Origin of the sequence: Cryobacterium sp. TMN-39-2 (genome assembly GCF_004402745.1) — a bacterium.
Classification (GTDB): Bacteria; Actinomycetota; Actinomycetes; order Actinomycetales; family Microbacteriaceae; genus Cryobacterium; species Cryobacterium zongtaii.
This window is the reverse complement of record NZ_SOFX01000002.1, coordinates 1-13,407: the sequence shown is the minus strand read 5'-3', so window position 1 is coordinate 13,407 and position 13,407 is coordinate 1. Positions and strand designations below refer to the sequence as shown.

The following is a 13,407-nucleotide window of genomic DNA, read 5'->3' as shown; positions in this document are numbered from 1 at the left end:
CGGCGTCGGCATCCGCTGCAGCGCGCGGGGCGCGGGCGGAGCGGCTGACGGTGGCGAGCCGGCCGAGGGTGGCGACGGCGGTCGCCGCGGCGACCAGGCCGCCGGCCAGGAGCGTCCACACGCCCGCTGAGAGCAGGGTGGCGCCCACGACGGTGAACACCAGGCCGATGAGTAGCAGCAGGGTGGAGAGGGCACGCATGGTGCGCAGGCGTTTGGCCTTGCCGGCCGGGGTGAGCGCTTTGGGTCGGGCGGCGGCGGCGCGCAGTACCGCGGCGCGCCGGGCGGCCGTGGCGGCATCGCCGGCGGCCTTCGAGGCAATCCGGGCGTCTTCCTCGGCCTGGGCGAGGAGTCTGCGTTGGGCGGACACTCCGCGTGCGTTGGTTTCCACGCGTACCTCCTGGGGAATTTCCGACGTCTCGGCGAGGATCCGCAGGGTCTGCTGCAGACGCACGGCATTGCGTTCGGTGGCGAGATATTGCCGGCGTCTCGCCCATGTCGGCATGAGATACGTCACCCAGAGCGCGGCGGCAACGGCCACCATCACTCCCCCACCCAGGACTTCGCTACTCATGCTCCCTAACGTATGAGTCGCGGGGCCTTCCGTGCCTGATTACCGGGGGGTGTGTCACTTGTCGGCCACCTCGAGTGGATGCGCGGCGGCGGCCGTATCGAACTCGTTCACGGACGCCAGACCCGGCGGCACCAGGCCGTCCTGCCAGCGGCGCAGCACGCCACCGCGCACCTCCTCGGCCACCATGCCGAACGCGAAGTGGTCGCGCCAGGCGCCGTTGATGTGGATGAACCGGCGGCGCAGACCCTCGTACCGGAAGCCGAGCTTCTCGACGACCCTCAACGACGGCGCGTTCTCCGGCCGGATGCAGATCTCCATCCGGTGCAGGCCGAGTTGGCTGAAGCAATAGTCGGTTGCCAGGGCCACCGCGATCGGGGTGATCGACCGGCCCGCGAACTCCTCGCCGACCCAGTAGCCGATCGACGCGCTGGAGAGCGACCCCCAGGTGATCGACGACACGTTCAGCTGGCCGGCCAGTTCGCCCTTGTACTCGACCAGGAACGGCAATCCGCTACCGGTGCGTGAGTGCGCGAGCAGGCTGCGGATGCTGGCCCGGGTGTCGAAGGACATCGGCGCGTACGGGCTGGTGGCCTCCCAGGTGCGCAGCCAGGACCGGTTCTCCATCAGCTCACGCTCGAGGGCCCTGGCGTCACGTAACCGGATCGGGCGCAGGGTCACGGCCCCCTCACGGAGCGTAGGAATCGCGGTCGGCACGATGAACCCGTCTACTTGGGGGCCGAAGCCCGATGATGACCGAATCTTAGTCCGGTGCCGACCTGATCAACCTGCACGCTACTCGAGAGTGGAGGTGAATTCCTTGAGCCAGGGGCGCAGTTCCACGCCGAGGTCGTCGCGGTCGACGGCCAGCTGGATGATCGCCTTGATGTAGTCGAGCCGGTCGCCGGTGTCGTAGCGGCGGCCGCGGAAGATGACGCCGTAGACGCCGCCGGTGGTCTCGGGGTTGACGGCCATCTCCTGCAGGGCGTCGGTGAGCTGGATCTCGTTGCCCTTGCCCGGCTTGGTGTGCTCGAGCACGTCGAAGACCTCGGGGCGCAGCACGTACCGGCCGATGATGGCCAGGTTCGACGGGGCATCCTCTGCCGCGGGCTTCTCGACCAGACCGGTGATGCGCACCACGTCGGGGTCGTCGGTCTTCTCAATCGCGGCCGCACCGTACAGGTGGATCTGCGACGGGTCGACCTCGAGCAGGGCCACGACGCTGGTGTTGCGGGTGATCTGCTCGGAGAGCATCTTGTCCAGCAGCGGGTCGCGGGCGTCGATGATGTCGTCACCGAGCAGCACGGCGAACGGTTCGCGGCCCACGTGCATCTTGGCGCGGAGCACCGCGTGGCCGAGGCCCAGCGGGTCACCCTGGCGCACATAGTGCATGTCGGCGAGGTCGGTGGACTCGTTCACCTTGGCCAGGCGGTCGCGGTCACCCTTCTGGATGAGCACCGCCTCGAGCTCGGTGACCCGGTCGAAATGGTTCTCCAGGGCGTTCTTGTTACGGCCGGTGATCATGAGCACATCGGTCAGGCCGGCGGCCACGGCCTCTTCCACCACATACTGGATGGCAGGCTTGTCGACGACGGGCAGCATTTCCTTGGGCATCGCCTTGGTTGCCGGCAGAAACCGGGTTCCCATACCGGCAGCGGGAATAACGGCCTTTGTAATGTGAGTAACCATGGCATTAGGTTAGCGGCAACCTGTATTGGTTACGCACCTAGGATGACTTGTATGGATTCTGACATCGAGCACCGCAAGCGGGCGCTCCGCGCAGACCTCCGGGAGCGCCGCCACAACATGCCCGCAGCCGAGCGCGAAGCCGCCACCGCGGGCTTCACCGAGAACCTGCAGAGCATCGTCACCGACCTGTCCGCCCGGTCGATCACCTGCTATCTCTCCAGCCCCACCGAGCCGAACACCCGCCCGTTCGTCAACTGGGCCGAAGCCAGGGGCATCCGGGTGCTGTTCCCGGTGTCGCGGGACGACGGCCTGCTCGACTGGACCGTGGGCGAGGAGGAGACCGAGGTGCAGGGCCTCTCGGGTGCCCCGGAGCCCCAGGGCGAGCTGCTCGGCCCGATCGCGATCAACGACGTTGACCTGATCATCGTGCCCGCGGCGGCCATCGACAAGACCGGTCTGCGGATGGGGTGGGGCCGCGGCTACTTCGACAAGACCCTCGGGTCGATGGAGAAATGTCCGCCCGTGTACGCCGTGGTCTACGACAATGAGTATGTCGACGATGTTCCCCGGGAGGTGCACGACCAGCCGGTGAACGGCCTCGTCACTCCCACTCGCATCGTCGTCTTCTAGACTTTCCCTTCCGGCACCTGCCGGTCAGCTCCGCACACCCGAACCGAAAAGACGCAGTGCCTACCTATTCATACCGTTGCACCGAGTGCGACACCGCCTTCGACATTCAGCAGGCGTTCACCGACAACACGCTCACGGAGTGCCCCGCCTGCGGCGGCAAGCTGCGCAAGGTCTACTCGTCGATCGGCGTGAGCTTTTCAGGCTCCGGCTTCTACCGCAACGACTCGCGCGCCGAGTCCGGCGGTAAGTCGTCGCTCTCCGCCGAGAAGGGCGCCAAGAAGACGGACTCCTCGTCTGAATCGTCCTCGGCCAAGCCGGCCGAGAAGAGCAGCACCCCGGCCGCGTCGACCAGCGGGTCGTCCTCGAGCGGCTCGGGCTCTTCGTCCGGCTCGACGACCACGGCGGCGCCGAAGGCGTCCTGACCCCCCTCCACTTTTCCTCGCCGTACCGCACCAGAAAGATCCCAGCCATGATCAACGGTTTCAAAGAATTCATCATGCGCGGCAACGTCATCGAACTGGCCGTAGCCGTCGTGATCGGTGCCGCATTCACCGGCCTGGTCAACGCGATCGTCACGGGGATCTTCAACCCGTTGATCGCCGCGATCTTCAACGCGGACACCCTGAAGAACTCCCTGACGGTTCCGCTGGGCGATGCCGAGCTGTCCTTCGGCCTGGTTCTCGCGGCGTTGATCCAGTTCCTCCTGGTCGCGGCCGTGGTGTACTTCGCGTTCGTGATGCCGCTGAACAAACTCAAGGAGAACCAGGCCCGTCGCCGTCAGGCCGGAGTGCCGCTGGACCCGAAGAAGAACCCGGTCACCGACCTCGACCTGCTCACCGAGATCCGCGACCTGCTCGCCGCATCGACCGGGGCCCAGACGGTGTCCTCCAGCGCGGCCGCCGCGGCCGCCAAGCACACCCTCTAACTCCTTCGCACGTACCGCACGACCCCGCCGACTTGCGGCGAATGGCCCCTTGGATGCGCTCCAAGGGGCCTTCTGCAGCATCTCGGGGATGCGCGGGTCACCGACTTGCCGCATACTGCCCCTTCGGCGCTCGTGACGGGATGCTTTGCGGCATCTCGACGGGACGCTCCGGTCGAGAACCCGGGCGGAGCGGCGGCGGGCTACCAGTGCGGCGGTTTGTCCTGGCGCAGCCGGGCGTCGTTCGCGCTCGTCGAGGAGCCGTCGCCCGTGGTCTGCCCGCCTTCTTCGCGGGAGGGCGGCTCGGGGCTGGTGTCGGTGTCCGGCGCGGGCGTCAGGCGCGCCCGGCGTGCGCCGGCCGACTTGACCACCGACTGACGCGGTTCAGCAGCTCCGGTGTCGCCGACGGATGCCGCGGGTGCTGTCTCGGGCGCTGTCGCGCCCGCGGACCCGACGGCGCCGTCGGGCGCCGCCGGGTCAGGCACGGTGCGCCGGACCGTCCGACCCTTCGGTCGGCGTGAGACCCGCGAGGGCGGCGACGCGGGCGGCGACGGCATCCGGGTTGCTGAACAGTTCAAAGCTGTGCACGCGCAGGTAGTGCCAGCCCAGACGGCGTAGCACCTCGGGGCGCAGCCGCAGGGACTCGCGGAGGCTGGCCCGGTTGACCACGGCGTCGGTTTCCACGACCACGGCGCGGCCGGCGTGCGAGGCCGCCAGCGCCAGCTTTCCGCGGTGCCCGAGGGAGACGGTGAGCCCCTTGCGTTCCAGGCGGCGGCCCAGGTCGACGAGCATGGCCTCGCGGGCATCCGGCACGGCCACCTCGTTGCGGCGGGCTTCGGTCTCGGTGAGCACCTGCGACAGGGCCAGGATGCCGTGCCGTTGCCGGTCGGCGTCGATGTCGATCGGTCGGAAGCAGGAGACGATGTCCATGGCCCGGCGGGCGCGGGTCATGCCGATCGCGAGCAGGCGTTCGCCACCGGGTTCGCCGAGCGAGCCGAAGTTGCTCAGCAGCCGTCCGTGCGGGGTGCGGCCGTAGCCGATCGAGAAGATCACCCGGTCGCGGCTCTGCGCCACGGCCTGCTCGAGCGTGAGCACCGTGAACGGTTCGGCACGGTCCTTGAGGATGAAGTCGCTCAGGTCGGTGCGCTTGGAGAACGCCGCCAGCACGGCCTGGTGTACCCGCACGGCGTGGCGGGCGCTGGCGGTGATGACCATGAGGGATTCGCGGGGCCGCTTGACGGCATGGTCCATGACCAGGTCGACGACCTTCGCCACCTCGGCGTCAACGCTCTCCACCGCGCCGCTGTCGACGTCGGGCATGCCGTGGCCGCCCTTGACGTAGTTGAGGGTGAGGCTGCCGTGGCCGAGGAAGCTGCCCGCCCAGGGCAGCGAGTCGATGCGGCCGCCGTAGAAGCGGTGGTTGACCAGTTCGGCGAGGTCCTCGCCGCCGGCCCGGTAACTGCGGGTCAGGGTGAGGGTGGGCAGCAGTTCACCCAGCCGGGCCAGCGCGGAGTCGGCGTGCAGGGCGTCGACGTTGGTTTCCTGTGGGCTCGGCACCTCTGAGGGTTCGACGATGCCGGTCTCGAAGCCGGACGGCGTCTGGGTGACCGGGTCGCCGAACGCCACGACCTGCTTGGCACGGCGGATGGCGCCGACGTTCTCGGCGAGGGTGGTGGCGCCGGCGTCGACCAGGAGCACGGCGTCGAAGGTCATTCTGTCGTCGAGCGCGGCGACCTCGTACGGCGAGGCCAGCCAGACCGGGGCGAGCACCCGGCCCAGGTGCGGGGAGACCTCGTTGATGCGGGCCGGGGTGGCCCGGTCGGCGCGCAGCAGCCGGCGCAGCTGGTCGGCTTCGTCGGGCCAGTCGACCACACCGATCTTCCAGGTCTCGGCGAGCAGCCAGGCAAGGATCTGCCCGGTGGTGGAGGCGTGCGCCTCGTCGACGAGCTTGAAGTCGGCTTCGAGCCTGTCGAGCACCTGGGTGTTGGCGTTGAGCAGGGCCTTGTCGCCGCCCAACATCACCTCGAGCACGGACTGCCACCAGGCGAGTTCGAGCTCGGCGGCGACATCCTTCTCGGACACGTGGCGCTGGGACAGGTCGGTCATCAGCGGGTCGAGGTTGTGCTCGCGCAGGGTGGCGAGCAGGGCGGTGCGCTCGTGCAGGTTGGCGAGCACCTCACTCTCGGCGGCCAGTCCGGTCATCGTGGAGACGAGTTCACGCAGCGGCCGCGAGACCAGCTGACGCGGGGTCCCGGTGTTGCCCAGCGGCACGTCGAGCTTGCCGAGGTCCTCGGCGACGCGCTGATAGGCGACGTGCACGTCGTTGATGCCGACCGGCACCTCCGGGGTGACGCCGGCGGCGGCGTAGCGCTGCCACAGAGTGCGCTGCTGCTGGATGCGCCGCAGGCTCTCGTTCATGTCACTCACGTGCACGCCGGGTCGCAGGTACTCGTCGGCGAGCTTGCGCAGCCGGCGCCGGTTGGCGCTGGTCATCTCGGGTGAGTCACGGCGGGCGGAGGTGGCGGCGATCAGTTCGGTGAGGGAGCGGTCGAACACGGCGGGCTGGAACTTGTCCAGCGTCTCGCGGATGTCCAGCAGCAGGCGCAGGTAGATGCCCAGCTCGTGCACGGTCTCGAACGGGCGCAACCGGGTCTGGCCGATGAGGTGTCCGGCGCGTTCCAGCAGTCGGGGCAGGTCGGTCTTGCTCAGCCGCTTGGCCAGCTCGTGGGATGCGCCGGCGTCGGCGGTGGAGGTGAAGGAGGCTCCGTACCAGGGCGAGTCGCCGGGGCCGTAGCGGAACTGGCCGAGGACGGCGGCCTTGATCAGGACCGCGGCGGCGCTGGCCCGGTCGTGGGCGAGACGCTCCAGGGCGACCCTGTCGAGCCGGGCGGTCGTCGACGGCGGTGCCGGCAGCTGGGCAAGCCTGGCGAGCTCACCGAGGGCGTCGAGCACCGACACGCCGAGCGCGGCATCCTTCCGGGTGAGCGCCGACCTGTAGTCCAGCAGCACCTTGCGCAGACGCACGAGGGCGTCGTCGACGTCGCCGACGCGCGGCTGGGTGCTCTTCTCGTTGCGGGTGATCGACTGGATCAGGTCGCGGCGCAGGGTGCGCGGGGTGACGGCGACGCCGGGCAGACCCACCTGCACGAGGCGGTGGGCGATGCCGTCGAGGCTGGAGCGGCGGGCGCTGACCACGAGCACGCGCTTGTGCTGGGCGATGAGCGAGCCGATGGCGTTGACGATGGTCTGGGTGCCACCGGTGCCGGGCAGGGTCTTCACGACGAGGGAGTTGCCGGCGCTGATCTGGGCGACGACGTTCTCCTGCTCGGCGTCGGCATCCAGCAGCAGCGTGTCGGTGCCGGGCGGGCGCACGTCTTGAGCGATCGGCAGCACCGGGTTGTAGGCCATTTCGATGGCGCGCTTGGCGGTGGGGTTGCCGGCGACGGCGTCGAGCACCGGATGGGTGAGCTTCTGCGCGTCGGTGGCCATGGCCCGGCCGACGTCGGCGAAGGACGACGCCACCAGGCGGGGCACCACGTTGAACCAGGGCAGGTGCGAGGTGAGGCCGCGCAGCCGGTCGATCACCGGTTGCGGTTTGAACGCTCCGTTGGTCACGGCGAGCGCCACGAACGCGTCGGCGTCGAGGGTGATCTGGAACTGGTCGTGCAACGCCCGCGCCAGTTCGGGGTTGAGGAACGGTGCTCCCTTGAGCTTGAGCTCGAAGTCGCGACCGTAGCGGCGGATGGCCAGGGGGCGCAGCAGCACCGGTGCGGTGAAGTCCACGTCGCCGTAGCGCCACTGGGCCAGCCCGATCGCGAGGTGCACCGATTCGATGCCCCGCATCGACCGCAGCTCGATACCCTTCTGGGTGATCTCGTTGGCGGCCAGGCGGGCGTTGCGTAGCGCCAGCTCGTCGCGGATGAGGTTGGAGAGCAGGGTGGTCTTGCCGGTGATGAACTGCGGCAGACCGCCGGGGTGGGTGGCGGACAGCTCGATGCGGGAGCGCGGGCTGTCACCGAAGTGCAGCAGCGGCGAGTGGCCACCGACGGCGGCGAGTTCGTCACGCCAGCGTTGCCAGGTGGGTTCGGCGATGTTCCCGGCGACCAGCGCCGGGTCTCCCAGGCTCACCGAGTCCGGGGAGGTCGCGAGACGCGAGTCGGCAGACGGCGCGTCGGAGTAATCCGACGCGAAGTCGTCATCTTCTGGTTTTCTATCGAGGCGCCACACACCCACACCCTATTTCTCCACCGGCCGGTTCTCGGTTAGGCCACCCGGTTATTTCCCGCATTCGCAGGATTCTCTGCGGATACAGCCGTTTTCGCAGGCGCTATAGCCAGTCCTTGCGTTTGAACACGGCGTAGAGCCCGAACCCCATCGCCACCATCAGGGTGATCGCGAACGGGTAACCGAACTGCCATTTTAGCTCAGGCATGTGGGTGAAGTTCATGCCGTAGATGGTGCCCACCAGGGTGGGGGCGAACAGGATCGCCGCCCAGCTGGAGATCTTCTTCACTTCCTCGCTCTGCGCCAGCCCGGTTTCGCTCAACCGGCGGGTTTCGTCGTTCTGCCGTTGGGCGACGAGGGTGCTGTGCACCGTGAGGGCGTTCTGCAGGAGTTCCCGGAACGCGTCGACACGTTCGACGACCCGGATGGTGTGGTCGAGCACGTCGCGCAGGTGCCTGTGCAGTTCCACGTCCACGCCGTGCTTCTCGAAGCCCTCCTGCAGCGACTCGAGCATGCCGATCAGCGGCTGGGTGGCCCGTTGGAACTCGATGACCTCGCGGGAGAGGTCGTAAATGCGTCTGGACACCGCCTGGTCACCGTCGAAGAGCTGGTCCTCGATCTCGTCGATGTCGTTCTCCAGGCCGGCGACCACCGGCGCGTACTCGTCGATCACCTGATCGAGGATCGCGTAGAGCACCGCCTGCGGCCCGAAGGCGAGGAGGTCCGGGGTGCTTTCCAGCCGGCGGCGCACCGAGGCGAGGTCGGGCGACTCGGCGTGCCGGATGGTCACGACGAAGTCGGGACCCACGAAGACGTGCAGCTCGCCGAACTCGACTCGCTCGACGTCGTCGAGGTATCTGGCCGGGCGCAGCACCAGGAACAGGGTGTCGGCGTATCGTTCGATCTTGGCTCGCTGATGTCCCTTGAGCGCATCCTCGATGGCGAGGTGGTGCAGGGTGAACTCATCGGCCACGCTCCTGACCTCGTCATCGGTCGGCCGGTACAGTCCGATCCAGGCGAACCCGGCCTTCTCCTTGAGTACCTCAAAGACGTCCTGCAACGTTTCCGGGGTTGCCACCCGAAGGCCATCCACATAGATCGCGTCATCAATCAGCGCCACGGCTGCTCCTCACTCGCCGTACAAGTGTGGCACCGGCGACGGGGTGCGGTGCACCGGCGTCAGTGCGGTTGGCTGCCCTGTCGCTTTGGACCCTCGTGCTTGCGGTAGGTGGGGCTGAAGGAGAGAAGCACCAGGCCGACTCCGAGAACCAGCTGGCCGAGCGCCTGGCCGGGCAGCAGCGAGACGGCGCCGCCGGCCAGGATGAAGACGGCCGGCAGCACCCTGTAGACGCGGGCACGCAGGATGGCGGCGCCCAGCAGCATCCAGCCGACCCCGAACACCGCGGCGGTCAACAGCAGGCCGAACGCATAGGAGCCGGGCCGTTCGGCGCCGTCGAGTAGGTCAGGTGCGACCCGGCCCAGGGTGGGATAGAGAAAGGCCTCCGCCCAGAACTGGCCACTGATCAGGATGGTGCCGGTGCCGGCCATGATCGCGGCGGAGAAGCCGAACGGGCCGATCTGCTTGGCGTGGCGCTCGTAGATCGCCACCAACGAGAGGATCAGCAGCAGTGCTCCGCCGAGCAGGGCCAGAGACCGCAGGGCATACAGCGGGGTCTGCACGAGTTCACTGACCGGTTCGCCGGTGAGGCGCATCGCCTGGTCCAGGATGCCGCCGATCAGGAATGCGGCCCCGGCGGCGAGAGTGGATGGCTTCGCCAGACCTTCGAACCTCTTCACTGGAACCTCACCCACCGCGCCTGGAGCCTCGACAGCCCCGCACTCCATCGATTGGGCTGGTCCCGACGATTCTCGCACCGGCCGGGTGGCGGGACAAGGGCCGCAACGGCCACCTCGGGCAGAAGGGTCGCCGGCGCTAGGGTGATGGCGTGCCCGATGCCTCTTCCCCCCGCGACCTCGACGGTGTGCGGGGCGTGGACCTGTCCACCACCGTGGTGGTGGCGCTGGGCACCCGAGCGGCGGCCCAGGACGGCGACCACCGGGCGCTGGCAGAGCTGGTGGGTCGGCTGACCGGCGTCGCCGGCGCATCCATCACTCTCAGCCAGGTCTGCCCGAACTGCGGACGGTCCGGTCACGGCCCCCTCCGGGTCGAACTCGGCGGCGCGGCGGTGGACTCCCCCACCGTGCAAGTGAGCCTGGCCCGGGCCGACGGCCGGCTCGCTCTGGCCGTCACTGCGGCTGGCCCGGTGGGCATCGACCTCGAATCCGTCGGTGCGCTCGCCCGGGCACCCTTGGATGACGTGCTGCTCTCCACGGCCGAAGCGGATGCCGTGGCCGCCCTGCATCCGCGATCGGCCACGGCCGCGGTGACCGCCATCTGGACCGCCAAGGAGGCGGTCCTCAAGGCCGCCGGCGTGGGCCTCAGGGTCGATCCTCGTGACCTCACCATCGCTCGTGCGCCCGACGAAGTGCCCGCCGAACACTCCCCCGGCCCGGCCCTGGTCGGCTGGCAGGCTGCGCCGTTTCCGCTGAACCAGGCGCACCTCATGTCCGTGGCGGCTCCCGAGGGTCTCGTCGCTACAGTCGCCGTGGTGTGCGCCAGGCGCCCGCGGTTGTACCTCGATCGGTGACGATCCCCTCGAGGTGTCCCCGCCGCTCAGAGCGTCCCCGCCGTGCCGCAATCGCAACTCAGTGAGTGACGCGCGAGAGATCAGGAGGCGGGTTTGAGCGGCGCGGCGGGCTGCAGCCGCGGCAGACTCTTCGCCGACACCCAGCGGGCGAGGATCTTGTCGGCGACCCCGGTGCCGGAGGCGATGCGGAAGCAGCCGAGCAGGTCGTCGGTGGTGACGCTGCCGTGCCGGTGGGTGCGGGTGTAGGCGCGCAGGGCGGTGAAGAAGGCCTCGTCGCCGATCGCCTGACGCACGGCGTGCAGGGCCAGGGCCCCGCGCTTGTAGACTCTGTCGTCGAACATGTCGTGCGGGCCGGGGTCGGCCACCACGATGTTCTTGGGCAGCAGGTCCAGCTCGGCGCGGTGCAGCAGGGCGTTCGCGTGGGCGGTCAGTCCGCCGCTGGCCTCGGCCCAGATCCACTCGGCGTAACAGGCGAAGCCCTCGTGCAGCCAGATGTCGGCCCAGCGGGTGAGCGTGAGGCTGTTGCCGAACCACTGGTGCGCCAGTTCGTGCGCGATCAGCCGGTCGCTGCCGTGCAGGCCGTCCACGTGGTTACGGCCGAACACGGCCAGGCCGTGCGCCTCGAGCGGGATCTCAAGGTCGTCGGCGGTGACGATCACGGAGAACGCGGGGAACGGATACGGGCCGAAGACCTCGCTGAACACCGTGATCATCTCGCCGAGCCTGGCGAAGTCCACCGCCACCGGCCGGGCCAGCGCGGGAGGGAAGAACAGGCTGTGCGCCACCGGGGTGGCGGCGATATCGTGCCGGCGATAGCGACCGATCTGAACGCTGGCCAGGTATGCGGCCATCGGTTCCCGCACGTCGAAGGTCCAGGAGGTGCGACCGGACCGGGTGCTCTTGGCCACCAGCGGGCCGTTGCTGACCACCGTGTACGGCGCCTCGCAGGTGAGAAGGATGCGGAAGGTGGCCTTGTCGCTCGGGTGATCGTTGCAGGGAAACCACGACGGCGCCCCGCTAGGCTGACCGGCCACGAGCACACCGTCGGTGAGTTCCTCCCAGCCCAGCTCGCCCCAGTGGCTGCGCACCGGATGCGGCGCCCCGCGGTAGCGCACCACCACCTCGAACGTCTCCGCCGCGGCCAGCGGCACGGCGGGAGTGATCACGAGCTTGCGGGCGGCGTGCACCGTCTTCACCGGCGCAACACCGTTGACCGTGACCTTGTCGACGCTCAAGCCCGCCAGGTCGAGGCTGAACCGGCCGAGGGCGGTGAGGGCCCGCGCCGTGATCGTGGCGGTCGCCGTCAGCCGGTTCGTGGCGACCCGGTAGTCCAGTTCGAGGTCGTAGTGCGCCACCGTGTAGCCGCCATTGCCACTCGCGGGAAGGTAGGGGTCGCCCGCGGACGCGGACCCCAGAATGGTGGGTGTGGGCTGCAACATAGGGATCAAGTCTTCCATGGCGGCCGGTGCCACGGCGCAATCGGGTTGCCGGACCAGAGCGAGTCGGTGGGCACCCGCTCCCCGCGCATCACCAGCGAACCCGGTCCAACGGTGGCGTGATCGTCGATGCGAGCCGCCGGCAGGATGACGCTGTTGGGCCCGAGGGTGCCGCCGGCGCCGATGTGCACGGTGTCCAGCTGCATGATGCGATCGTGGAACAGGTGGGTCTGCACGACACAGCCGCGGTTGACACTGCTGCCGGCGGCCAGGGTGACCAGGTCCGCCTCCGGCAGCCAGTACGACTCGCACCACACACCGCGCCCGATCGTGGCGCCCAGCGAGCGCAGCCAGAGCGCCAGCCAGGGCGTGCCGGCGGCGTTCTGCGCGAACCAGGGCCGCGCCACCATCTCCACGAAGGTGTCCGACACCTCGTTGCGCCAGATGAACGACGACCAGAGCGGATGCTCGGAGGCGCGGATGCGCCCCACCAGCAACCACTTCGCGGCGGTGGTCAGCGCCGCCGCGACGGCGCCGGCGCCGATCAGCACGAAGCCGGAGAGCAGCAGCGCCAGGCCGGGACCGCCGAAAAGCCAGAGGACCTCGAGGACCACGAGCACGCTGAGGGCGATCCACGCGGAGGCGAACACCGGCACCAGGCGCAGCACCTCCCAGAGCGACCGGGCCAACACCAGCCGCGCCGGCGGGTGGAAGGTGCGGGCCTCGTCGATGTCGGTCACCCGGCGGCGCAGCCGCGTCGGCGGGTTGCCCAGCCAGGAGGAGCCGCGCTTGGCCTTGCGCGGGGTGGACGACAGCACGGCCACGAGGCCGTCCCTCGGCACCGTGCGGCCGGGGCCGGCGATGCCGCTGTTGCCCAGGAACGCCCGGCGGCCGATCTTGGCGCGGCCGATGCGCATCCAGCCGCCGCCGAGTTCGTAGCAGGCGACCATGGTGTCGTCGGCGAGGAACGCGCCGGGCGCAATGGTGGTGAGGGAGGGCACCAGCAGTACCGTGGACGCCTCGACGCCCGGACCGACCTTCGCGCCGAGCAGCCGCAACCAGACCGGGGTGAGCAGGCTGGCGTAAAGCGGGAACAGCAGGGTGCGGGCGCCGTCGAGCAGTCGTTCGGTCATCCACACCTGCCAGCCCACCCGGCTGCGCACCGGGTGGTGGCCCTCGGTCAGGCCCAGGCCCAGCAGGCGCACGGCTCCGATCACGGTGCCGGCGTAGAGCGCTCCGGCGGCGAGCACGGCCGGCGGCACGGCCAGCGCGGCGCGGGCGGCCGCGGCG

General features: G+C 69.4%; 12 protein-coding genes and 1 pseudogene. 4 read left to right on the top strand and 9 right to left on the bottom strand.

Features of this window, described 5'->3' with window-relative positions:
* From E3O57_RS00135 to galU, 3 genes and pseudogenes are all read right to left on the bottom strand, one after another.
* A pseudogene (locus E3O57_RS00135) lies at positions 1 to 571 on the bottom strand (hypothetical protein); the annotation flags it as partial.
* Between the two features lie 54 nt (positions 572 to 625).
* Positions 626 to 1,285, bottom strand: a complete 660-nt coding sequence (locus E3O57_RS00130) for a GNAT family N-acetyltransferase (protein ID WP_103478960.1) — start codon at positions 1,283 to 1,285, stop codon at positions 626 to 628.
* Between the two features lie 78 nt (positions 1,286 to 1,363).
* On the bottom strand, positions 1,364 to 2,257 hold the full coding sequence (gene galU / locus E3O57_RS00125; RefSeq protein ID WP_103459263.1) for a UTP--glucose-1-phosphate uridylyltransferase GalU: 894 nt from the start codon (positions 2,255 to 2,257) through the stop codon (positions 1,364 to 1,366).
* A gap of 51 nt (positions 2,258 to 2,308) precedes the next feature.
* On the opposite strand from galU, the gene E3O57_RS00120 reads away from it, so the two are divergent.
* From E3O57_RS00120 to mscL, 3 genes are read left to right on the top strand one after another with little or no spacing between them, the layout of a single operon-like run.
* Positions 2,309 to 2,887 (top strand): 5-formyltetrahydrofolate cyclo-ligase, encoded by a 579-nt coding sequence (locus E3O57_RS00120; RefSeq protein ID WP_103432297.1) that lies wholly within the window; start codon positions 2,309 to 2,311, stop codon positions 2,885 to 2,887.
* 56 nt (positions 2,888 to 2,943) lie between these two features.
* Positions 2,944 to 3,309, top strand: a complete 366-nt coding sequence (locus E3O57_RS00115) for an FmdB family zinc ribbon protein (protein WP_103459261.1) — start codon at positions 2,944 to 2,946, stop codon at positions 3,307 to 3,309.
* 47 nt (positions 3,310 to 3,356) lie between these two features.
* Complete coding sequence (gene mscL / locus E3O57_RS00110) at positions 3,357 to 3,812, top strand: large conductance mechanosensitive channel protein MscL (protein ID WP_088457002.1); 456 nt, start codon at positions 3,357 to 3,359, stop codon at positions 3,810 to 3,812.
* Between the two features lie 200 nt (positions 3,813 to 4,012).
* Here mscL and E3O57_RS00105 read toward each other — a convergent pair whose 3' ends face one another.
* The 4 genes from E3O57_RS00105 to E3O57_RS00090 all read right to left on the bottom strand — a co-directional run bounded on the left by E3O57_RS00105 (position 4,013) and on the right by E3O57_RS00090 (position 9,830).
* Complete coding sequence (locus tag E3O57_RS00105) at positions 4,013 to 4,294, bottom strand: hypothetical protein (protein ID WP_103459260.1); 282 nt, start codon at positions 4,292 to 4,294, stop codon at positions 4,013 to 4,015.
* Positions 4,287 to 8,036, bottom strand: a complete 3,750-nt coding sequence (locus E3O57_RS00100) for an ATP-binding protein (RefSeq protein WP_103459283.1) — start codon at positions 8,034 to 8,036, stop codon at positions 4,287 to 4,289. The genes E3O57_RS00105 and E3O57_RS00100 overlap by 8 nt, the downstream gene beginning before the upstream one ends.
* A gap of 100 nt (positions 8,037 to 8,136) precedes the next feature.
* A complete protein-coding gene (locus E3O57_RS00095; RefSeq protein WP_103459259.1) occupies positions 8,137 to 9,153 on the bottom strand; it encodes a magnesium and cobalt transport protein CorA in 1,017 nt (338 codons plus the stop codon).
* A 59-nt stretch (positions 9,154 to 9,212) separates the two neighbouring features.
* Entirely contained in the window at positions 9,213 to 9,830 is a 618-nt protein-coding gene (locus tag E3O57_RS00090) for a hypothetical protein (RefSeq protein ID WP_103459258.1), read from the bottom strand.
* A gap of 149 nt (positions 9,831 to 9,979) precedes the next feature.
* Between E3O57_RS00090 and E3O57_RS00085 the strand changes: the two genes are divergently transcribed.
* Positions 9,980 to 10,681: a 4'-phosphopantetheinyl transferase superfamily protein gene (locus tag E3O57_RS00085; RefSeq protein ID WP_103459257.1), complete on the top strand. Its 702-nt coding sequence runs from the start codon at positions 9,980 to 9,982 to the stop codon at positions 10,679 to 10,681.
* Between the two features lie 80 nt (positions 10,682 to 10,761).
* Here E3O57_RS00085 and E3O57_RS00080 read toward each other — a convergent pair whose 3' ends face one another.
* Both E3O57_RS00080 and E3O57_RS00075 read right to left on the bottom strand, forming a co-directional pair.
* Positions 10,762 to 12,120, bottom strand: a complete 1,359-nt coding sequence (locus E3O57_RS00080; RefSeq protein WP_165787894.1) for a M1 family metallopeptidase — start codon at positions 12,118 to 12,120, stop codon at positions 10,762 to 10,764.
* Positions 12,121 to 12,125: 5 nt separating this feature from the next.
* On the bottom strand, positions 12,126 to 13,407 hold a 1,282-nt coding region (locus tag E3O57_RS00075; RefSeq protein ID WP_370289662.1), incomplete at its 5' end, for a Pls/PosA family non-ribosomal peptide synthetase.

Coding starts and splice junctions, on each gene's coding strand:
- galU (WP_103459263.1), bottom strand. CDS start 2,257: ATGGTTACTCACATTACAAAGGCCGTTATTCCCGCTGCCGGTATGGGA.
- E3O57_RS00120 (WP_103432297.1), top strand. CDS start 2,309: ATGGATTCTGACATCGAGCACCGCAAGCGGGCGCTCCGCGCAGACCTC.
- mscL (WP_088457002.1), top strand. CDS start 3,357: ATGATCAACGGTTTCAAAGAATTCATCATGCGCGGCAACGTCATCGAA.
- E3O57_RS00080 (WP_165787894.1), bottom strand. CDS start 12,120: ATGTTGCAGCCCACACCCACCATTCTGGGGTCCGCGTCCGCGGGCGAC.